This window comes from Candidatus Melainabacteria bacterium, from assembly GCA_003963305.1.
Taxonomy (GTDB): domain Bacteria; phylum Cyanobacteriota; class Vampirovibrionia; order Obscuribacterales; family Obscuribacteraceae; genus PALSA-1081.
The window spans coordinates 95,173-115,197 of the sequence record RXJR01000002.1 but is presented as its reverse complement, the minus strand read 5'-3'; the positions used below and the strand labels follow the sequence as shown (position 1 = coordinate 115,197).

The 20,025-nt window shown below is 48.9% G+C and carries 16 protein-coding genes; 5 read left to right on the top strand and 11 right to left on the bottom strand.

The genetic code is table 11. The features are described 5' to 3' along the window. Window positions 1-50 precede the first annotated feature (50 nt). Together EKK48_03035 and EKK48_03030 are read right to left on the bottom strand one after the other, a co-directional pair. On the bottom strand, window positions 51-1,487 hold the full coding sequence (locus tag EKK48_03035) for a hypothetical protein (protein ID RTL45427.1): 1,437 nt from the start codon (window positions 1,485-1,487) through the stop codon (window positions 51-53). Further along, window positions 1,484-4,273, bottom strand: a complete 2,790-nt coding sequence (locus EKK48_03030) for a pyridoxal-phosphate dependent enzyme (protein ID RTL45426.1) — start codon at window positions 4,271-4,273, stop codon at window positions 1,484-1,486. Before EKK48_03030 ends, EKK48_03035 begins: the two co-directional genes overlap by 4 nt. Window positions 4,274-4,560: 287 nt before the next feature. On the opposite strand from EKK48_03030, the gene EKK48_03025 reads away from it, so the two are divergent. Further along, window positions 4,561-5,166, top strand: a complete 606-nt coding sequence (locus tag EKK48_03025) for a hypothetical protein (protein ID RTL45425.1) — start codon at window positions 4,561-4,563, stop codon at window positions 5,164-5,166. A 38-nt stretch (window positions 5,167-5,204) separates the two neighbouring features. On the opposite strand, the gene EKK48_03020 is transcribed toward EKK48_03025, so the two are convergent. The 5 genes from EKK48_03020 to EKK48_03000 form a co-directional block, all read right to left on the bottom strand. After that, entirely contained in the window at window positions 5,205-6,146 is a 942-nt protein-coding gene (locus tag EKK48_03020) for a tetratricopeptide repeat protein (protein ID RTL45424.1), read from the bottom strand. Further along, the gene (locus EKK48_03015; GenBank protein ID RTL45423.1) at window positions 6,146-7,675 is read right to left on the bottom strand and encodes a hypothetical protein; all 1,530 of its coding nucleotides are present in this window, start codon (window positions 7,673-7,675) and stop codon (window positions 6,146-6,148) included. Before EKK48_03015 ends, EKK48_03020 begins: the two co-directional genes overlap by 1 nt. A 5-nt stretch (window positions 7,676-7,680) precedes the next feature. Then, entirely contained in the window at window positions 7,681-8,238 is a 558-nt protein-coding gene (locus EKK48_03010; protein RTL45422.1) for a hypothetical protein, read from the bottom strand. A gap of 7 nt (window positions 8,239-8,245) precedes the next feature. Beyond that, complete coding sequence (locus EKK48_03005; protein ID RTL45421.1) at window positions 8,246-8,662, bottom strand: hypothetical protein; 417 nt, start codon at window positions 8,660-8,662, stop codon at window positions 8,246-8,248. Window positions 8,663-8,901: 239 nt separating this feature from the next. Continuing rightward, window positions 8,902-9,849: an alpha/beta fold hydrolase gene (locus EKK48_03000; GenBank protein RTL45420.1), complete on the bottom strand. Its 948-nt coding sequence runs from the start codon at window positions 9,847-9,849 to the stop codon at window positions 8,902-8,904. Window positions 9,850-10,127: 278 nt separating this feature from the next. On the opposite strand from EKK48_03000, the gene EKK48_02995 reads away from it, so the two are divergent. After that, window positions 10,128-11,924 (top strand): PAS domain-containing sensor histidine kinase, encoded by a 1,797-nt coding sequence (locus EKK48_02995; protein ID RTL45419.1) that lies wholly within the window; start codon window positions 10,128-10,130, stop codon window positions 11,922-11,924. A 50-nt stretch (window positions 11,925-11,974) separates the two neighbouring features. Here the strand turns inward: EKK48_02995 and EKK48_02990 are convergent, their stop codons facing one another. Continuing rightward, window positions 11,975-13,525, bottom strand: a complete 1,551-nt coding sequence (locus EKK48_02990; GenBank protein ID RTL45418.1) for a hypothetical protein — start codon at window positions 13,523-13,525, stop codon at window positions 11,975-11,977. A 314-nt stretch (window positions 13,526-13,839) separates the two neighbouring features. On the opposite strand from EKK48_02990, the gene EKK48_02985 reads away from it, so the two are divergent. After that, entirely contained in the window at window positions 13,840-14,289 is a 450-nt protein-coding gene (locus EKK48_02985; protein ID RTL45417.1) for a DUF695 domain-containing protein, read from the top strand. Window positions 14,290-14,318: 29 nt separating this feature from the next. Further along, complete coding sequence (locus EKK48_02980) at window positions 14,319-15,977, top strand: hypothetical protein (GenBank protein RTL45416.1); 1,659 nt, start codon at window positions 14,319-14,321, stop codon at window positions 15,975-15,977. Between the two features lie 107 nt (window positions 15,978-16,084). Here EKK48_02980 and EKK48_02975 read toward each other — a convergent pair whose 3' ends face one another. The 3 genes from EKK48_02975 to EKK48_02965 all read right to left on the bottom strand — a co-directional run bounded on the left by EKK48_02975 (window position 16,085) and on the right by EKK48_02965 (window position 18,995). Continuing rightward, complete coding sequence (locus tag EKK48_02975) at window positions 16,085-17,071, bottom strand: NAD-dependent epimerase/dehydratase family protein (protein ID RTL45415.1); 987 nt, start codon at window positions 17,069-17,071, stop codon at window positions 16,085-16,087. 223 nt (window positions 17,072-17,294) lie between these two features. After that, window positions 17,295-18,209, bottom strand: coding sequence for a hypothetical protein (locus EKK48_02970; protein RTL45414.1), 915 nt, complete (start codon window positions 18,207-18,209; stop codon window positions 17,295-17,297). Window positions 18,210-18,227: 18 nt separating this feature from the next. Further along, window positions 18,228-18,995, bottom strand: coding sequence for a glycosyltransferase family 2 protein (locus tag EKK48_02965; GenBank protein ID RTL45413.1), 768 nt, complete (start codon window positions 18,993-18,995; stop codon window positions 18,228-18,230). A 245-nt stretch (window positions 18,996-19,240) separates the two neighbouring features. Between EKK48_02965 and EKK48_02960 the strand changes: the two genes are divergently transcribed. Then, entirely contained in the window at window positions 19,241-20,005 is a 765-nt protein-coding gene (locus EKK48_02960; protein RTL45412.1) for a nucleotidyltransferase family protein, read from the top strand. The last annotated feature ends 20 nt before the right edge of the window (window positions 20,006-20,025 follow it).

The window sequence follows — 20,025 nt, the reverse complement described above, 5'->3', positions numbered from 1 at the left end:
GTTCATGTGTTCGGGAGTTGAGGAGTTTATCTGTTCAGGAATTCAGGTGTTCAGGCGGTTGTGATTATTTCCAGAGTAGTCGAGTCTAAGAGCAAATTTTTTGGCAGAGAATCCCCGTGTGTGCCTATCTCCATGTGGTGGGCCAGATATCCAGCAGAATTGGCAAACAGCACCAGGTCTCCTGGCTCTGGCATGTGTCCCAGAGACAGTTTGCGGCGGAATATAAGGTCACTTTCAGAGCACAGATTGCCGACTAGAAACGCGCCTTCTGTCAGGAGTGGGCGATCTTTTCTGCTGAGAAAGATTGGATCAGAGCAAAACTCGGCGCGGAAGGGGCGGAGATTCAATCGATTCATTGCCACGCCAACGAGCATATGTCCAAGCGTGTCGCGCTTGCGGAATGTGACTTGAGCGAGAGTTGCGCCTGCATTGTCGAGGAGAGCTCTGCCTGGTTCAAAGTAGAGTTTGATGCCGCGACCGGCGAGCTGTTTATGCAGAGGACCGTTTTTGTTTGAATGTTCGAGCACTTGCGAAATGAACCGCTCCTTTGAAAGCGCGTTCCAGGCTGGATATAGATCGGCGCTGCCTTCTACGCCGTTGCCGACCTTGAAATAACCAAGCCCATCGCCACGGAAAGTGAACGCCGCTCGATCGCCACGAATTGCCTTTGTCAGAGCCTCTGTGAATTCTTCGAATTGCTCGGAATGATCCAGGTAGCGCATCAAAATGCCGCCCCCGAGATCTATAGAAGTTATTTCGTGTCCTTGGGTTTTGGCGTAGTCGATTAAATCCAGAAGCTGGAAAGCCGCACAAGCTCTCTCTTCTGTGTCGTATCGATCGAGGTGTGCGTGTAGATTTTCGATCTTCAGCAAACCGTTTGCCGTGATTTTTGATAGCATGCCAGGGACATCAGCCAGCGGAATGCCGAATCTGCTATAAACCTGTCGAGTACCGACTTCGAACCCGGCTATCCGCAGACCGACGCGCACTGTTTTGTTGTGCAAAGCGGATATCTTTTGAATTAAATTGAGTTCGTCGGCGTTGTCGATAATCAACAAACATCCGCTCTTGATTGCATCACGGATCAGACCTTCGTCTTTTCCAATTGCTGTGACGACAATCTTACTTGCTGAGACTCCCAGTTGAAGAGTCTCACGCAATTCAGCATTGCTTGCGACGTCTACGCCGATATCGGTTTGTCTGGCGGCAGTGACAAACCAGGGCAGCTTATTTGCTTTTCGTGCGAAGTAGAGGCTGCCTTGCACTCCGCGCGACCGCAGTGGTGAAAGTAAGTCGCGCACATTGCGCTCAAATTCTGATGTGACAGTAACGTGAACGGGCGAGCCAAAGTTATTGATCCATGACTTAGTTCTTTCGGGGGCCTTGCACAGCGCCTGTATCCAGGGCGCCAGTTTAGGAGTCAATGGTGGCGCGCAGTCGTCTCCATTTGAAATAACCGTGTTTTGGGGCTGCGTGTAGGTATTCATCTTTCTATCTCTGTTTCCATGATGTCCTCGCCTGGCACATCATGGATTTGCGGGAAATATTCCTCGCCTAACGTGTCGTAGTAGTCATTCACGTGCGGCAGTGGTGAATCACAGCAAATGAATGCGCAGTGGAAATCGCCATCGGTTTTGATTAGCTGTTCAAGACGTCCGGAATCCTTCTCCGCCTGCAAGTACGCCAACAGTCCGGCGTAATTCATGCCTGAACTGGGACCACCGAGAATACCTCGACGCAGCAGTTTGATACTGCCTTTGAAGCTTTCTTCCGCTGTCAATTCCATTTGAGCGTTAGCGACCGTCTTCCAGTCGAATGTGACGTCTTTGAGGAGTGACTGCTCCCTTGGGCCTGGTACCGCCTGTCCGGCTACAGGGCAGCACGCTACTACCTTCAGGTGAGGATTTCTTTGTCTCAGTCCTCGACTCAGACCCACCATTGTGCCGCACGTCCCCAGTCCGCATGCAAGCAGATCGAGTTCGCCATTTGTTTGTGCCCAGAGATGCGGCGCGAGCCAGTTGGCAAAGCCTTCGGGGTTGTCTGGATTAGTGTATTGCCCGGGATTGAACCAGCCATCTTGAGCGCCGATTTTGCTGGCTCGTTCGCTTCTTGGTGCAAGTTTCCCAAACATTTCGTGTCCGGCGGCGGGGTGTAAAAAGGCTTCAATTCCAAAGAGGCGGAGCATACGCAGCAGCCCTGCTGATATGTTGTGGTCGACAATTGCAGTTGTATTTTCCACGCCGAATAATTTCGACATTACACTCAACGAGAGCACCGTATTTGATGACGAGCTTTCGATGATGTTGCTGACTCCTGAAAGATCGCCCCGTTCAAACGCTTTGCTGAGCATAGAAAACGCCGGAACCGACTTGATGTTCATCAGCGGAACAAGGGGCATCATCTTGGCGAAGATTCTCACCCCATCGCCTCGGAACGGATTTAAATCGGCGGGTAATTCAACCAGAGGTGTTGGAGCATAGTTACTGGGTGAGAGATATGACTTGAGCGAGTCATCACCAGAAAAGACTGTTCTGCTTATGAAGAGATCATCGCTTGTGCTTATGGTGAAATCTTTAGGGCTTACGGAATCAGGTGTTGTGACAACGGCGCGATTTGCTGTGTTTGCGGATCCAGCTGTTGTGATGCGCTTGATGCTCGGCAGCGGCATATTTAAGGCTGACCCAGATTCTTGTGTTTCCACTTTCTCCCAAACCTGACCTAGTTCGGTGTTGATCTCGTCGATTATTTCGCACAGTAGTTTGATGTGCAGGCGTGGTTCCGTGCCTACGGCTAATCGGAGAAATGGTTCTTCAAAAGGCGTAGATGGCGCTGTTACGTAAAAGCGAGTGACGTCGAATCCGAAGCTCGTACCTAATGTGATCGAACAGCGCTTTCGTGCGGCTCGTTGCATAACAGCATGTTCAAATTCCTGAAATCTTTCAACGGTGCGGAATTCGCGCTTCATTTTCAGAGTCAGGCAGGCGCCACGATACCAGGGCAACTGCGGGTCGAGGCTCAAATGTGAAAGACCTTCCAGAACACCATTCTCATTCTCAAGCGTTGATTGCAGTTCTCTTGTGATCAAATCAATGTTCAGAGAGTGTCGCCGCATTCTTTGCTCAAGGCGAAAGCGATCGGGCGCAGGAAGGCATCCCACGCTCTGGTCCGTAATATTGGTGCCAAGCCGGGCGCGGGTCTTTCTGAATTCATTGTGATGCGTTTCACTGAGGTGCCCAACCACGATACCGGCTGTGGTGTTATCCATGCCGAATTGATGATGCTTAGCAAGGCTTTCAATAAGGATCACAGAGACATTCTCGGGGATGTTGCCGAGAAAATCTTTGGGCATCAGAAAAGCCGGCTGACAAGTTGTATCGATGACTATGGCTGTTGACCTGGTAGTCTCATGTGAGGCCCAGTTGAGAACGGTTTCGATGTCGTGACGAAGTATGTCACCGCAATTGGTGACTGCATCGCACAAGACAACTGTAGGTTGAATTTGGCGCAGAGCGTGCAATAAATCTTGCTTTGTGTAGTCACTGATAGTTGAGAGCGAGGGGAAAAATTGTCTTGCCAGATGAATGTTTTCAAAATACATCGGTTGCAAGGCGACGGCGTTGGTGCCGAGATCCATCTCATGAGCCAGCCAATGTAATACTGTTGTGTAGCCAGCCATGCCGCTGTTTGTCAGATAGGCTTTACACTTCGATGACCCTGAAGTGGCAAGATATGCTTTTATGAACGCTTCTTCGTAAACAACCGCGTCCAGGTGTCCATCGCGCTTGTAGTCCCAGGCATGCTCTTTGATCGGATCAGAGAAGCGATTCAATTCTAGTTTGAAAGTGGATGCATAGACTGGGCTCTGCCAGTCAGCCGCGCACAAGGCTAATCCTCTATGTCGATAGGCCTGGCGAATCGCTGATTTCAGATCCAGGGCATCTTTGCGAATTTGTCGCACCAGGATTCTCAAATCGGCGGAGCTTGACCAGCGGGCAGCTCTTTCCACAAGATCTAGCAAAGCATGATGCTTGGACTTGAAAGTCTTCAGGTCTTTGTTGAAAACGTCCGCAAAGCTCTGGCTAAAGAGGGATGTATAAGTTGCTTCGTAGTTGTGGAAGTCGTTTTGATCGAAACACAGTCCGTCTAATAGGAAACGGATTTCGCAAAGATCCTCTACAAGGTCGGTGATGTCGCTTCTGTCGGAATCTGTTTGGGCTGTTTCAGTTTGTGGTGCGCGAATCTTCTGGTGTCCTGTGCCCCGTAGCTCATGCATATAAGTCTGCCCTTGTGTCTCCAATGTCGGAGTGATATTAAACACCTAATTGAGAATAACTCGCAATTAGATTGCACAAATATTTCAGAGCAGCTTCCGGGTAAGCATTTTCAATGAATGCGTTTTCATTCAGTGCAAATGGTTCGCAATAATAATAATTTACAATTGCGGATTAGTGTCAATTAGTGGAGCCTGCCTGATGTCATGTGCACCAATTCTTATTGCGAACATTCGCAATAAGAATTGGTGTCGTGTACAGTACGCATTGTTCTGGGGCGGGGGTGACCATGGATTACATCAAGCGAAAACGAGGCGGAAAGGGACCTTTGCAGTGGGAGCAGAGCTACCGTCTGCTCGATGTGGTTCGCGTCAATCCATCGATTACAGCTGAAGAGTTACAGATGGAAGGCGCCAGCATAGGCATTGAGATCAGTACAAGGACAGCTTTCCGGTTTTTGGAGCGATATCGCTCTACCAAGGGCGATATCGTTAAGTCGTTTCGCCCTCATTTGCAGGTTGTGGCAAATGTGATGAGAGACGCAGATCCCGACTTCCTATTTACGGCCAGCATCATTCAGGAAAAGGCACTCGAGCAAGGTGTCAGTTTGCACCTGAGTACTGTCTATAGAATTTTGCGTCGGCTGGTATCTACGGGTACCGCTGTGCAAACGGAAATAAAAGGGGTGACGTTCTATACCTGGAAACGCGAAACGAGTCACCACGGTCATGTCAAATGTGTCATGTGCGGACGAACAGTTGAATTTCAGAAGGACTATCTCGATGGACTGGCACGAAACATTTGTGCATCTTTCGATTTTGAGTTTGAAGCGTTTGATCTGACACTGCTTGCGAAATGCAAACACTGTTTGCAATTTGTGGAGATGGAGCAGTAGACCCTGGAGTGGACGTACGTGCTATGGCTGAGCCGGGGTCATTTGTTCTTCGGACTGTTCGATGAATTGTTGTTTGGTGAAGAAGTTGGTCCCACCGGATTGATGTTGGCCGGAGTCGACATGGGTAATTGAGCACCATCTGGTGGAACTGTTTGATAGTTTCGAATGTATAAGTTTGTTCCGGCTGGCACTAGATGATGACTACCGGGTTTCGCCTGCTGCGTCATCAATTCGCGCAAATTGTCAGCTGTCTTTTGTAACTCATGGCTACTTTTAGCCGTCGGCACATAGCGATTTCCTTCGTAAAGCTTCCGTAGAGCTTCCAGTTGTTTTGCTATGTCGGCCGGACTGGTGGGTATCGGGGTCGGAGATGGCTGAACGGGTGACGGTTCAATTAAGCGTCCGCCGCGGCCTACTTCTACTTTCTGCCCGGGCGGCAGAGGTGGTAGCGGTTTGTTTGGATCTGGCGCTGCTCCTCCGGAACCGCCTGTAGGTAACGGCAGTCCATTCGGTCCTGTAGGCATCCAGCCGCCCGGTTTAGACTTAAGGTCCAACAATCTATCGACGGCGAGTTTTGCCATCGCGTCTGCGTTTTGATTCCCCGGAATTGCCGGACCGAGTGCTGTAGGTGTAGAACCATCGGCATTCAGACCAGCCAGAGCTTGCTTTGCATACTTACCTACATCTTTGTCGGGATCTAGAGCATAGGCAATACGAAATTCACGAATGGCTGCATCACGCTGTTTCATGTGCACGTAGCAATTTCCCAGGTAGTAGTGCAGAACGGAATTGTTGAAGTCGGTAGATAAAGCTGCGCCAAGGTGTCCGGATGCATCGGAATAATTGCCAGCGTTGAATTCTGCGATTCCCTGTTTCAAGAAATTCTGTTCAGCGAGAGCCACTGGTGTTAGAGGCAATGCGAGCGACAGCGCAAAAAGTGCACTCAATGCAATGGTTCTTGTTTTTACGAATTTTGTCATCAAGGAACACCTGTGAAAACGCACTTGGTGGTTCTGGAGAGTTTAAGGTCTCCCAGACATTGTCCCATCCCAGTGCCTGGCTGCCAGCTTATACTGCCGTAAAATTCGGTCCAGTGCCGTCCGGTTGGAGATTTCCCGCCAATAATATTGTCCCAGCAGATATTTGGATCGTCGATGGACGCTTCTTCTGTGATGATAACTGCGCTTTGCCCCTCCGGCGGATTAGCCGCCTGAAGCCAACCAGGGAGCGCTGAGCCTGGTATAGAGGCTATTCTCATGGTTGGGCTTGTTGCGTCAGGGCTCGTGTAATGTGGATAGATGATATAACGAGAGGCGCCAGGCATCAGCATCTGATTTGACATCAGGGCCGTTAACTTTTGAGTCGTAAACGTGTGATCGATTTCTTTCACCCTCTGGACAAGTTTGTTTAGCGCGGCTGTGTGATCACCCGGACACTTCGTGAATAGTTGCCAGAGGCTGCCCAACTTGTATTCATTACCAAGATTTGCGAATCCATCAAGCATGCCTCCCACAGAGAGAGGCTGTTTTTTTACACCTTGCTGTGTTTCAGGCTCGAATCCGTAAAAGCTTTCTTTTACCTGTTTCCCTTCCACAATCCATAAAGCTCGATTGGAAAAAGTAATCGTCACGAATGCATGTGGTATGGCCAGTTGATACTGGGTTCGAGGGTTGGCTTGAGCGCAAGCAGATGCACTGAGGGTGGTGCCCTGACCATCAGCGCTTCCCATCTCCCGGAAAGCGTTTGGTATTGGATTTGTGACTATGCCGCTGGTATTTCGCTGGAAAGTCGAGTCTGATATAAGATGCGGCATCTCACCGCGCTTGAAACTTGGAAAGACGAATTCCCGCCCATTTGTGCGGATCGGGGTGTATCCCTGCATGTACTGCTGGTTGCCGAGATCCACGATCTTTGCGTGTACTCCTGTTGGCAATTGGCTTTGCGAAACAGTCAAATTGCTTTCAGCACCTCGATCAACCATGGCTGTAGCCCAGCCGATTTTGTTGTCAGCCTGGGTTTGTACGGTGGCTGATTCTCCCAGCAGTTTGGCTGGCTTGTTGGATGACAGCTGATTGAAAAATTGGTCAAGGAGGCTTTTGTTGGTCAGTTGCGCTCGCAGGTTATCGTTGACTTGTTGCGCGGCTGAATAGACTTTGTCTGCTGCATCTGATGCCGAACCAGTCAGGAGTCCTTCGTATCGCATGCCCTCTACATTTGCATTAATCAAATAAGCCTTTCCCCAGACGCGGCTGATGTTGCTCATACCAATGAAACCGGCAGAGTCAGCACAGTCTGCGAATATGTTGGCCGGCACCTTGAGTTGTGGAACGCGTTTACCCACGTTCAGGACAGCCGCGTCAACTGCATTACGCACCTCTCGTGAGCCGCCCATGATAAGAGCCAGGTGAAAGCTAAGATAAACAAGTATGACCAGTCCGACTGCGCACAGTGCAACGAGGATGATAGATGCACCGCGTCTGGTTCTGAGTTGTTTGTTCTTCTGCCGCACTTGTTTCACCGGGGGGCCGGCGTGGATACGATTGGTTGAATGGCTCCAGCCTTGCATGAAACAGTACTGAAATTTGGAAAGGGCACGGGCATTTTTACAGTCATGATCAGCGATACGCTGACAGTGCCCTTGCCCAGGTCAAAATTGACATCATCGATTTGTAAGTCTTGAACTACGTTGTTGAGGGTGACTCTCTCAACGATTTGTTGCACCGCGTTTGTCGCGCTTGCCGCATTAGCCTTGGTTGAGGCTGCTCTAGCGGCTGTTTCTGCAATTTCTTCGTTGTTTTGACTGGCGTTTGTGAGCACCACTATATCCACTGCTGCTAAGCCTATCGGGATGATCACGAGCAAACCGACCATGACTTCGATTAAACTCTGTCCCTTTTTTCTGCCTGTTGCTGCAGGCGGTCTCGACCCTCTGGAGCCTGTGCGACCACCGGACCGTTGGCGCGGCGATATCGCTCTACCTGTTGGAGGACAAATGTGTAAACCGATATCGAAATGCGGGTTAAACCATCCAGACCATTTGTTAGAAGCTAGACGAATGTTATTGCTATTCATCGTCGCCTCAATAGTTCAAAAATGCAGGATTCTCGAGAATTCTGCTGGTTGTGATTGTTAACGGCATGGGCGCGCTCAGGCCAGGGATGTTTGGGAAGAAAGGTATCACCAGCAAAGGGCGCACTTGCACCGTAGTTGAGACAGTGGCGACGGCGTTGCCCGCGACAACGTCATAGCTTACTTCAGTGACTGGTTCGGCCATGAGCGGTGCCAGTCCCCCAAAGACAGAGGCCCTCCAGTTGTTCGGGATTTCAAGTTGTACGCTGCCATTCGGGTCAGTCGCTTGTGATTTTGGTACTCGCACGGCTTCGCGCAACTGCAAATTGTTCAGGGTTACGCAGGCGCAGTAGCCGAGTCCGTCGAAAATTAGATCGAGGACGGGAAAAACTGCCACCACAAGCAGAAGAAAGAGGGCTGGCGCCATCTCACTGATCGCCGAACCCCGCGGCTTTCTAATTGCCCGACCCGACCTTTTCATGGATGTAGACGTTTGTAGTCTTAAGTCTAATTTTCGTCGTACTGAGTAACTAAGAGTCATCTGTTGATTCCATTACTATGTTACACGTTAGCGCCGACAGCTTAATACGAATAGATGACAGTGCGATGCTATTGCCCTCTATCCAAATTAGTCGTCTGACGTGCAGAACGCATGAACGGTTCTTTTTACTTCGACTTAAAGTCTACGACGCCAGCGATTCTCTTTTGCAGCGTGCCGTCGTCCTCGCCTCTGGCATACTTATTGAGAAAGGCAATGCAGTAATAGTCAATTTGTGCTTGCTTATCGGGTTCACGATTAAAGTTCGACCAGGTGAAGTGTGTGAATTGATCGAATTCTACGAAGTAGGCTGGGGCAGAAGTTTTTTCGTAGGCTCCGCCTGGTCTTCTGACAAATGGTGTTATGCCGAAATCTTTGGTACCACCCTGGTACATGACCGGTACATGCATACCAGCCAGGTTGCCGCTGTCTATATATGGGGTGACATAGGGTGAAAGTGCAATCACAGCTTTGACTCCAGGTATTTTCCATGATGGCCAAGCTCCTGCCAGTCCCAGGACGGTATAACCTCCCAGCGAATGCCCACAAAGAGCCAGCTCACTCCAGTCGATTTGTTTATTCCATTGTGGATCTGAGTGTAGTGCGGAAATCAACTTGACGATATCGTCATGCCTGTCTAAATGGGTCTTATCGCTCCATTCTCTAGGGTTTTTAAAACCTACTTGAGGTCGGAAATTAGTTGCTGTTGACCCGTGTGCATCTTTGTGGTTCGGAGCGATGACTAGATAGCCGGCTCTTGCGAGAGCGTCCATGAGAAAGGCACTTTGTGTAGCACTACCGCCGAAACCGTGGGAAAAAATAACAAGCGGTGCTTTTCCTTGTTCCATCGTGAATGGTTTCCAGATCGCCACCTCCAACCCGGCAATATTTTGTGTTGTGTAACCGGCTGTCTTGTTATTGATTTTGTTCAGCCGCTCATGAAGGCGTTGTCGGATTCTTCCCCTCACGCCTTCTTCTTCTTCTTCTTCTTCTTGTCCGCTTGCGTTGTTGGAAAGAAAGCCATTACCCAGTGCGATTGGTGGCATTCCGTAACATTGAGCGAGGAAGAACGCCATTGCGCATGGTCCTGCCACTCTTCCAATTTGGAATAACGAGGCTCCTGATTTCCAGCGATTGTTCACCTCAGCACCTCGATGGCAGGATAATTCTGGAAGTTCTTAATTCGTATACACCCGGCTGAAGCGTAAGTTGTGCGAAGTGGGGAGATTTAATTTATCGGTTCAGGTTCTCGGGATGAAGCAGCAGAGCGCAGGCGACAAAGTCCGCGAAATCAGGCGTACTGCAAGCCATATCGTGCTATAAAAAGCCTGAAGATTTACCAGGTGGGACCAATTTGAAACTGACCATTTTGCAAAAGGGAATGATCATTGTCTTCGTTCCGCTAATGGTTCAAATCGTCTGTATCGCTTCGCTCTATTCACTGCAGTCTGAGTTGGAGCGTGAACTCGACCGTGAGCATCGGTCTCGTTTGATCGTTGAAACTGCCAGTAAAACTGCTAGAGACCTGTACCTTGGGCTTGACTCGATACATAAGAAAGGACCATTTAACATAAGTCAGGCAACACGAACGCTCAATGTTGTCTTTGTCAAAATAAAAGAGAACATGGCGAACCTGACTGAATTGACAAAGGACAATGCCGAGGAGTCGGCAATTGTTCGCTCAATCTCCTCGCAGGTAAACGATATTATCAACCGAATACTTGCCTCTAAACGTATGGTTCATGAAGGAAATATGGAGGAGGCTATTCAGACATTTCACGATGCGGTGGAGTCAGGAAAGTTGATCTCCATAAAAGCTTCTACCGATTTATTGAGTCTAGTTGACCGTGAGAAGTCTATATCGGATAAAAGCCCTTTGATTTTGAAATCATTTCGCGAGCAACAGCAAACCGCGTTGGCAACAGCATTTTTTGTCAATATTATTCTGGCCGCTGCCCTGGCGATAATATTCAATCGCAATATTGCATCTCGAATCAGTATTATTTCCGACAATATTTTGCGTCTGGCTGCTGGTCGTGATTTGCATGAAAGGCTAACTGGTAGTGATGAACTGTCAGTTATGGATAAAGCATTTCGTGACATGGCTGCATCGCTGTCGGAGGCGCAAGAACAAGAGCAAGCTATGGTGCAGAATGCGCGCGAGGTAATCTGTTCTCTCAATTCAGATTTGAAGTTCTTATCTGTTAACCCCGCTATAGAGCTGCTTCTCGGATATTCTAGCGACGAACTCGTCGGCGCTCGGTTCGTTACTATTCTCCATCCTGTCTCTATTGATGCCAGTTTGGAATATCTCACCGAAATGAAAGAAAGTGCATCTACAAAAGTTTTGGACAATCAAGTCATTGGTAAAGACGGCTTGGTGCGCGATTTTGTCTGGTCTGTGCAGTGGTCAGACTCTCGTCAGGCTTATTTCTGCGTGGCTCATGATGTCACTGAAACTAAGAACTTAGAAAAGATGAAGCAAGCCTTTGTGTCGATGGTTAGCCACGATCTTCGTTCGCCTTTGTGCTCAATCCTGGCATACACAGAGCTCCTGGAAAAGGGAATATACGGCGAGTTGTCCGAACCAGGAATGTCTTCACTTCGTGACGTGAATCAAAGTATTTCACGGTTGATAGATTTGGTCGGAGATTTAGTCGACATTGAACGCCTGGAGTCCGGCAATCTGGAACTGAACTGGCAGGAGGAGGTTCCGGTAGAGCGTCTCTTCAATGCGGCTGTTAATTCAGTTGCGGCCCTGGCTGCAAGCAACCAGATTTCAATTCAGTCTGAGCACAATGAAACAATGGCTCGTCTGGATGAAGCAAGAATGGTGCAGGTTCTCGTTAATCTCTTGTCCAATGCAATCAAGTTTTCATCAGCGCAGGCGATTGTTCAGTTGACAGCGAATAAGATTTCCGATGGTATCGAGTTTGCAGTTGTAGATACCGGACGAGGTATTCCGGTAGAGCAGTTGGCATCAATATTTGAGCGGTTCAAGCAAGTCCACTCCTCTGATTCTGCTAATCGTAGAGGCAGCGGATTGGGATTATCTATCTGCAAGGCAATTGTCGAGCAGCATGGCGGCAAAATAGGTGTTGAAAGCGAAGTTGGCAAAGGTAGCAAATTTTGGATTCGCTTGCCGGCTTGAATTTTGCTGAGTTAACTTTATCTGCCGGAAGCTGTATTTCCCGACATTAGTTAGGTTTTGCTCTTTGCGCTTTGAGTAGCTTGATACTCGGTCTCTGCCAGGTCTTTAACATGATTCAGGACACGCATGTGAATACTGTGAATAATCCAGTCAGACCATAATTGCCAGTAAGCTCCAGGTCCCATGCGATTTTCGTACCATGTTGTGCCAAACAATTCTGTGTAACCATCTGGAGTTGGAGCTAATCGGAATTGACCTGCTTTGGCGACGAGGTAATGATCGAGATGGGGTGGATGTAGTTGCGGGTATAAAGACAGCTCGTGCATAGGCGGAGCTTGTTCCAGAACGCCGAAACGCAGCAGCTTTGGCTCATCCCAAATTTCAATCGGTTCGACGAATTTTCCGGTCGTAAAAATACATTCGCGAATAGCGCCCGGCCCTTTGCCGCTGATTTTCGCTTCAATCGGATAGGCTATGCCGGTTTTAAAGATCGGCTCTGTTGGTTCTTTCAGTCGGGGGAAATTGATAAGGTATCTCCACACTAGCTGTGGTGGCGCGGCGATCTTGATTCTACTGATGTTTTCGTATGTTGGAAAATCCACCGGTGAGCTGTATTCGCCCAGCATTAGAATCGGCACAAAAAGCGCGAAGCAACCGAGCATGCGCGGAACGCCTTCGTTGCGCGGTAAACATGCTTGAATGGTGTATCCAGTCAGTCCCCCCACCAATCCCACTCCCACAGCCAGAGGAGTAGCCATGGCCAGGCAGATAACCCCCTCGAAAGGAATTAGAAGTAATACGGAAGCCATTAGTATCAGGCAAGTGATTGAGCTGAGCAGGCACTCGATGAGAGTTCGTCGTTTGTTCCAGCCGTAAATTACCGGCGTGGAAATTGCTGCCACAAAAGGTATTACGGTGAATACACTCCAACCGTAAACGCCAAGCGTGGTGACGCTAAACATTGCAGCGAAGACTGAAATGGGCACGGGCAGTAAAGTTGCAATCAGGAAGGCCCTTGGACTATTTACAGGCATTTTGCTAATGATCTTTAGTGCCGTAGCTTCACCTGGGTAAACAGGTTTGTAAACTGCCACTTGCGCAGTGGCAGCTACTGCGGGCTGATGTTTTGTTTCGTCATCCTGTTTTTCATTGTTGCCAGATACCTCTAGCAAGGGCGGCGGTTCTGTGGAAGGAGCGCTATTAACAACCGATAGAATCACGAAAAAGATCATATTAACGAATGGAATGAAAAACAATATCACCATCCATGGTGGCAGCCCAATCGTATTAAGTCGCCTCAGTGTAAAGCGGGCTCCGAGGTAAGTGAATGGAAGGGCCCACAGGAGCATACATCCGTAGAACCATGCATCTGCTGAATCGAGACCGGTTACGCCGCTAAGTACACCCGGCGTGAAGTAGTTGGAAAATGCCCATTGTCGGTGAAAGAAATAGTTACTCACGAATGAATCAATGCCGTATTTAGTGAGCATTAAGGAAGTTCCCCACTTCACATATTCTTGACCTGACATTTTCGGCAGATTGGCCAGGAAATAGTGTTTAGGTTTTCGAATTGCTATTGGCGATTTGCTATTTGGATCCATTGACTTGACCTGAAATCAACTTTGAAAACTCTAGCAGCATTTGTCGGAAAGTTATTGAATTCTCGGAGCTTCATTTTACTCTGCTCCTCCGTAAGATGCTTTTGCACTATATGTGGTGGCGCTGCTATTTCGATTTTGCTGATCTTTTCGTATGTTGGGCAATGCACTGGCGAGCTGTATTCGCTCAGCATGAGCGGCGGCACAAATAGTGCGAAGCAGCCACGCATCCGAGGCTCTCCCATGAGCATCAAAAACATGACCGTTGAATTTTCTGGTGACTCGAACTGATTGCCTGCTTGGATTATGCTACGATCATGCAATTCCTTACTCGGGCTCAGGCATCAATGACTTGGACAGTGCATCAACGTCAAATAGAAGGCAGGACCGCGCAAATTTTACTCGATGATTATTTCGTCCCGCACGCGCCTGTCAAGGACCTCGTTTTGCTTAGCGGATTCAGTCTGTATTGCCGACAAGAGCCCGTCAATACGTTATGGCACCCTGACGAAGCCGACACTTTGGATACTATTGAAGAACGATTGATCAACTTGTGTGAAAAATACGCGCACGGTTGGAGTGTCTATGTCATGCGGATGGCGACATTCGGTGTTCGAGAATATTACTTCTATCATTCCGCGTCCGCTGAGCTACCCAAGGCTTACGCTGAGCTGAAAAATTTGACACCAGATTATCGCATCGAGTTTGCGACAGTCAATGATCCCGATTGGACGCAATACCGCAAATGCATGACAGCGCAGGATTGAATGATCTTCCTCAGATAAAGTGGCAACATATGACGAACACCACCGCTACCGCAGAAAAATTTCTCTTTGTCTTTTTGATTTGTCTGCTCATCGGCCTCTATTGCTGGTGTCTGGTTTTTATCGCTATTGATGTGAACGGCACAACATATTACTTGTTGCAGGACGACCCCATGATCGCCATGCGATACGCTTACAATTTCGCTCACGGCACTGGTTTGGTCTTTAATTCAGGAGAGCAGGTACAAGGTTATACGAATCTCGGTTTTACCTTGCTTATGGCTTTGGTCCACTGTTTTGGTCTGCCGCAGACGATTAATAGTTTGATCGTTCAACTTTTAAATCTGGTTGTTGTACTGGCTTTGATGGTCTTGTTGTACTTACATTTTAGAAAGTGCGACCGACCTCGCGTTGCACTTTGGGTGGCTGCGCTCGTGGCTTTCAATGCTTCGATTTTCACCTATGCTGTGTGCGGTTGGGAAACGCCGCTCCAGGCGCTGCTCGTTACGGCTGCCGTTCTCGGCTGCGTGCCGGTCTCGTTGTCACAAACAAAGTGCGGGTCGCTACCGCCTTTTGCTCCGTTTTTGTGTGCTCTTGCGGCCTTTGTAAGACTTGATGCGATTATTCCGTTTGTGGTTGTTTCCGCTTATAAAACAGGCGAAGTGTTCTTCAGTACAGATTGGCCCTTTAAAAGAGACCGTAATACCGAGGATCCGGAATATTCTGAGCGTCGCGCCGAGTTCAAAAAGTTGTTCTTCTGGCTATCTGCTAGTGCCTTGTGCTTTTTGTTGATATTTGCCTTCCAGAAAATTTACTACGGTGATTGGCTGCCTAATACATACTTCCTAAAAGCCAGCGCTGATGCACGAAGTAGTCTGGGCAATTCGTTTCGACTCAACTACTTCAAAGAATTTTTCGTTGATCGTTTGTACATAGTGCCGCTCTTATGTTCTTTTACGTATCTGACCTTGGGAATGCGCAATGCTGTTATTCGCAAACCTTGTCTGCTGATTATGTCACTACTTGCGATATGGGTTGGTTTCGTCTACTGGGTTGGTGGAGACTGCTTCAAGCTAGGTCGATTTTTCATCATGATTATCCCGATTATGGAAATCTGCACAGTCTTGCTTATCGCAGAAATTTGGACATGGGCTCAGCCAAGGCCGTTTATGTTTCGCTCGTGCTCGACACTGGTCGTGCTTTTGATCTGCATACAACAGGCTGTCTGCGCTTTCGATGGTCTCTCTTTACTTTTTAGTGTCAGAAACGACAACAAGCGAGCAATTGATGCGTGGAATGCGCTGAAGCAAGCACAGCTTCCGGCTGGAGCATTGATAGGAGTATTTAGAGCGGGCACCGTCCCTTACTTGATGCCTGACATGAGATTTCACGATCTGCTTGGTAAATGCGATCGCACCATAGCTCATACAAAAGCCAAGGTAGGAGCGCCTGGCCATTGCAAGTGGGATTACGATTACTCCCTCGGTGTAATAAAGCCGACAGTGATTATTGCGGAAGATTATGACAACACTACACCCGAGAGTCTGACTAAGTTGATTGAGGAGAAGACGCCGTTTTCATTCATTCCTAACCTGTGGTTTAACGAGCACTTCCAGAAGCACTATCTGCCCAATCTTCTTCCTACTGAGAAAAGGGATTACGGTAGGTACTGGATTCTCTTCTACCGCTGATGCAAAATGTGTGGCTTCGCAAGAGGCGCTAAGCATCTTTGCTCGTGCCGATATAAAGGAGCCGCAAAAGCCGGATTGGGTTGTTCGACAGATTGTGCTTGTCGGTGTTAGTGAACTAGCTCGGCTGGAACAGCAGCGCACGACACCTGGCTTTCAATCCAGGAGTAGGTTTTCTCTAACCCTTTAACCAGTGGTTCTGAAGGAGCCCAACCGAGTTTCTCGCGAATCAACTTGTTGTCGGAATTGCGCCCGCGCACTCCCATTGGCCCATCAATGTGCACAATTTGCAGCGTTTTACCGGCAATCTTCATGACGAGCTGAGCCAACTCGTTGATTGAGACCATCTCTTGCGAACCAATGTTGACTGGTCCGAGGAAGTCAGATTTCATCAGCCTGCGCACACCCTCGAGGCATTCGTCGATGTACAGAAACGAGCGTGTTTGATTGCCGTCACCCCAAATCTCGATTGAGCCGCCATCTTTCGCTTCGGCCACCTTTCTGCAGACAGCCGCCGGCGCTTTCTCTTTGCCACCGCACCAGGTGCCTTGAGGCCCGAACACATTGTGAAAGCGTGCCACGCGCACAGAAAGATCGAAGTTGCGCGCATAAGCCAGAAAGAGTCGCTCGCTGAAAAGCTTTTCCCAGCCGTATTCGCTGTCGGGTTGAGCCGGATAGGCTGAGGATTCGGCACAATCTGGATTCTGTGGGTCTTCCTGGTTGTAAGCCGGGTACATGCATGCAGAAGACGAGTAAAAAATCTTGCCAACTCTCATCAGGTGCGCCTGGTGCACTATGTTGAGATTGATCGTGGCGGAGTTGTGCATGACATTGGCGTCATTTTCGCCCGTGAACAGATATCCGGCCCCGCCCATATCGGCTGCAAGCTGGTAAACCTCGTCGAAGGCGATATCGAGCACAGACCTGCACACAGATTGCTCGCGCAGATCACCGATAACGAATTCGTGAGCTCCTGAGGCGCCAAAGTCAGGGTTCTTCAGGTCCACGCCGCGCACTCTATATCCTTCACCGACCAGTCGATTGACGAGGTGGTTTCCAATAAAGCCGCCGGCTCCCAACACTAACGCCGTTTTCATAGCTGTTCTCCCGTTCATCATAAACGCTCACACAAACATAGCCGAAATTTTCATGGTAAAACCTGCTTGGCAAACTTAGTAAGCAGGACGGTGCGGAAATGGGGCATCTTGGCGCGAACGCACCCATTTTGTTCGTACCCATTGCGCATCTGGAAATCCTGTAGTTGCCAATGTAAATGCCCCGCGGCGAGATTAATTTTTCCCGGAGTGACTTGGCGCTCGCCTAGCGGAAGTGCCTCTGATAAGCGTCTCTAGCCCGTGATGCGACTCCAGGCAGATAGTATCGGATCGACTCGGCATCACATGACAGATCCTGAACCAGCTTGAGATTGTTTTCATAGCCTAAATACTCAAGGGTCATGTCGCGAATCAGATCGTGTTCGTTGCGCTTTTGCTCAACTGATGCCTGCGCAAATACCACCGAATGTCCTTTTGCTTGCACGTAATAGCTCGCCCAGATGTCATCCATGCGGCCAACATGTGGAATGACAAAATAATCTTTGATCACCGAACGCTTCAAAAAAGTGTTCTGAGAGTTAAATGGTGCTGGTTTATTTGCCGCTATAGGAAATTTGTCGTTATCGAATTTGCAATCGGGTGCATGCTCTATGCGGCAAATGGCGTCGATATCTGGGTCACCGTTCCAGAAATCGGCCTGCACATCAGCGACAATTTTCTTGCGCGTCTTGCGTGTGTAATCACGCTTGGGTAGAAGCTGCAACGGAAAGCCTCTGTGCCACAAAGCCGGATAATTTGTCGCGCCGACTGCATCGAAGGCGGGCAAGTCTGTTTCGTAGTAATCGACCTCTACTTCCTCGCCGATAAGCAGGTTTTTTCCCCACGTATCGAAAGGAATGTTGTCATCATCTATGGTGGCGATGACATCAGCTCCCATGTCGTAAGCAAGCAAAAAACCGATGTTACGGCGCTGAATGCAGTTCCAACCGATGGCGTCCGACAGTGTCTTGTCGTACTTCTCTTGATCTTGTGGACTTACATACGTGCCGCGTTTGAGCTTAAAATCGGACGGGGTTTTTTTGTCTCCGATCACTATAAGTTGCCAATCTGGCATTGCATCAAACTTTTCAACCGCCTCGGTGGGTGGATTGATAGTTGTTGTCACGATTACTTTCTTCACGCTCTCCTCACCTTAGCTCTAAGACTTCCCATTGCGCAAAAGCGCTGATTGCGACTCAAAGCGAACTTTCAGACCGGGACGAAAGTATTCGAAATTACGGAAGAAGCTGTTGTGTGATTCACCTTCGCTGCGTGGCACCCAGTTGGTAGGAATCTCCATAACAGGCACGCCGAGCTGAATCGGCTTGATGATGGTTTCAAAAAAGAACGGATGCCTCAATTCATCCCATTTTATTGACTGCACCACTTTTGTAGGAAAGAGGCGGTAGCCGAATGTCATGTCAGTGAGATGCGTTCCATAAAGCGCGCAGAAGAACTTCTGAAATGCCCAGTTCGAGACGAGCTTCAATGGATTGTAACCTTTGAAGCTTCCTTTGATCAGCCAGCGCGATGTGCAAATGATTTTGTTTGGATCTTTCTTTGCCTCGGCAATCATCTTTGCCGCGTCCCGGGGATCGGTTTCAAGATCGCTTGCAATCAATAGCACGTGGCTGGCGGTAGCGAGGTCGAACGACTCGCGATAAGCGCCGCCAACAAAAGGTAGAACCTGATCGTGAACGACGATCAATCCAGGATATTGATTCTTGAGCTCCTCGACGGCTGCCAGAGCATCCGCGTGGGTTTTTTTGCAAATCAAAATCAGAAATTCGTGAATATCTGCTGAGCAGTCACGCATCAAGATTTCGACGGTTTTCTTTAAAGAGGCACTCTCGTCGATCACAGGTAGTAAGACAGAGAGGCCCTCAAATGATTCGGTTGTGAGCAAATCGCTCGCGCTCAGTGCCATACCTTTTTGAGCCCTCTTCCGCTGTCTCGTCCGTATACAAGCTGTCTTATTTTACATGATTGACATTTTTGCACTGCATTTGATTGTTAGAGAGCCTCTCGAATTGGGTAGAAATGAAAAGGGTTTCAAAGATTTTTGGTCTTTTATTGGCGTCACTTTTACTATTCTGCTTTTAAGTTCGAGCTTTTTCTTGACCCTTTTGCCTTCATTATTTGCAAGGCTTATCTGAAAAACGGGGAGTTACTATGAGAGGTCAAACGCTCCAAGCGATTATTTTGGCTGGCGGCCGTGGCGAGCGCCTTCGTCCGTTAACCGACGATCGACCTAAACCGATGGTTCTCGTTGGTGATGTGCCACTACTGTGCTACTCCATCCGCTGGCTGAAAAACGCTGGTATTGAACGCATTGTCATCTCGTGCGGTTATCGGCACTCCAGTATCAGCGACTACTTTGGAGATGGCTCGAAATTTGGCGTCTCGATAGATTACTCTGTCGAACAGCAACCACTTGGACGCGGTGGTGGAATTAAGTTGGCAAGCAAGAAGTTATGGGCAACAAAAAGCCCTGTCATCGTTTTGAACGGTGACACCGTCACCGACCTCAATTTGGATGATCTCTACCAGGAGCACGCTCAGGGCGGCAAGCCGATCACGATTACAGCTACTCCACTGCATTGCTCTTATGGCACCATCGACTTGTCAGACGACGGGTTAGCCGTTGCCTTTCGAGAAAAACCCATTCTTCCTTATTGGGTCAACGCCGGAATCTACGCCGTCGAGCCTGCCACCTTCGCAGAATTTCCCGACCAGGGTGATCACGAAGAGCTGCTTTTCCCGCAGCTCGCCAAAGAATTGCAGCTCAACGCCCACAAATTCAAGGGCTTCTGGAAAGCAATCGATACTAGAAAAGACCTCGAGGACTTGAAGAGGGAAAAACATCGGCTTGGTCCAACCATTGAGCAACAGGAACTGAGTGAACTCTTCAACAGAAGGCGCTCAAGTTCGTCTTGACCCTGAATTGGTTTAGAAAA

Excerpts from the sequence above, each read along its gene's own strand:
- EKK48_03035 (RTL45427.1), bottom strand. The coding sequence starts at position 1,487 with ATGAATACCTACACGCAGCCCCAAAACACGGTTATTTCAAATGGAGAC.
- EKK48_03030 (RTL45426.1), bottom strand. The coding sequence starts at position 4,273 with ATGCATGAGCTACGGGGCACAGGACACCAGAAGATTCGCGCACCACAA.
- EKK48_03025 (RTL45425.1), top strand. The coding sequence starts at position 4,561 with ATGGATTACATCAAGCGAAAACGAGGCGGAAAGGGACCTTTGCAGTGG.
- EKK48_03020 (RTL45424.1), bottom strand. The coding sequence starts at position 6,146 with ATGACAAAATTCGTAAAAACAAGAACCATTGCATTGAGTGCACTTTTT.
- EKK48_03010 (RTL45422.1), bottom strand. The coding sequence starts at position 8,238 with ATGAATAGCAATAACATTCGTCTAGCTTCTAACAAATGGTCTGGATGG.
- EKK48_03005 (RTL45421.1), bottom strand. The coding sequence starts at position 8,662 with ATGGCGCCAGCCCTCTTTCTTCTGCTTGTGGTGGCAGTTTTTCCCGTC.
- EKK48_03000 (RTL45420.1), bottom strand. The coding sequence starts at position 9,849 with ATGGCGTTCTTCCTCGCTCAATGTTACGGAATGCCACCAATCGCACTG.
- EKK48_02990 (RTL45418.1), bottom strand. The coding sequence starts at position 13,525 with ATGGATCCAAATAGCAAATCGCCAATAGCAATTCGAAAACCTAAACAC.
- EKK48_02985 (RTL45417.1), top strand. The coding sequence starts at position 13,840 with ATGCAATTCCTTACTCGGGCTCAGGCATCAATGACTTGGACAGTGCAT.
- EKK48_02980 (RTL45416.1), top strand. The coding sequence starts at position 14,319 with ATGACGAACACCACCGCTACCGCAGAAAAATTTCTCTTTGTCTTTTTG.
- EKK48_02975 (RTL45415.1), bottom strand. The coding sequence starts at position 17,071 with ATGAAAACGGCGTTAGTGTTGGGAGCCGGCGGCTTTATTGGAAACCAC.
- EKK48_02965 (RTL45413.1), bottom strand. The coding sequence starts at position 18,995 with ATGGCACTGAGCGCGAGCGATTTGCTCACAACCGAATCATTTGAGGGC.
- EKK48_02960 (RTL45412.1), top strand. The coding sequence starts at position 19,241 with ATGAGAGGTCAAACGCTCCAAGCGATTATTTTGGCTGGCGGCCGTGGC.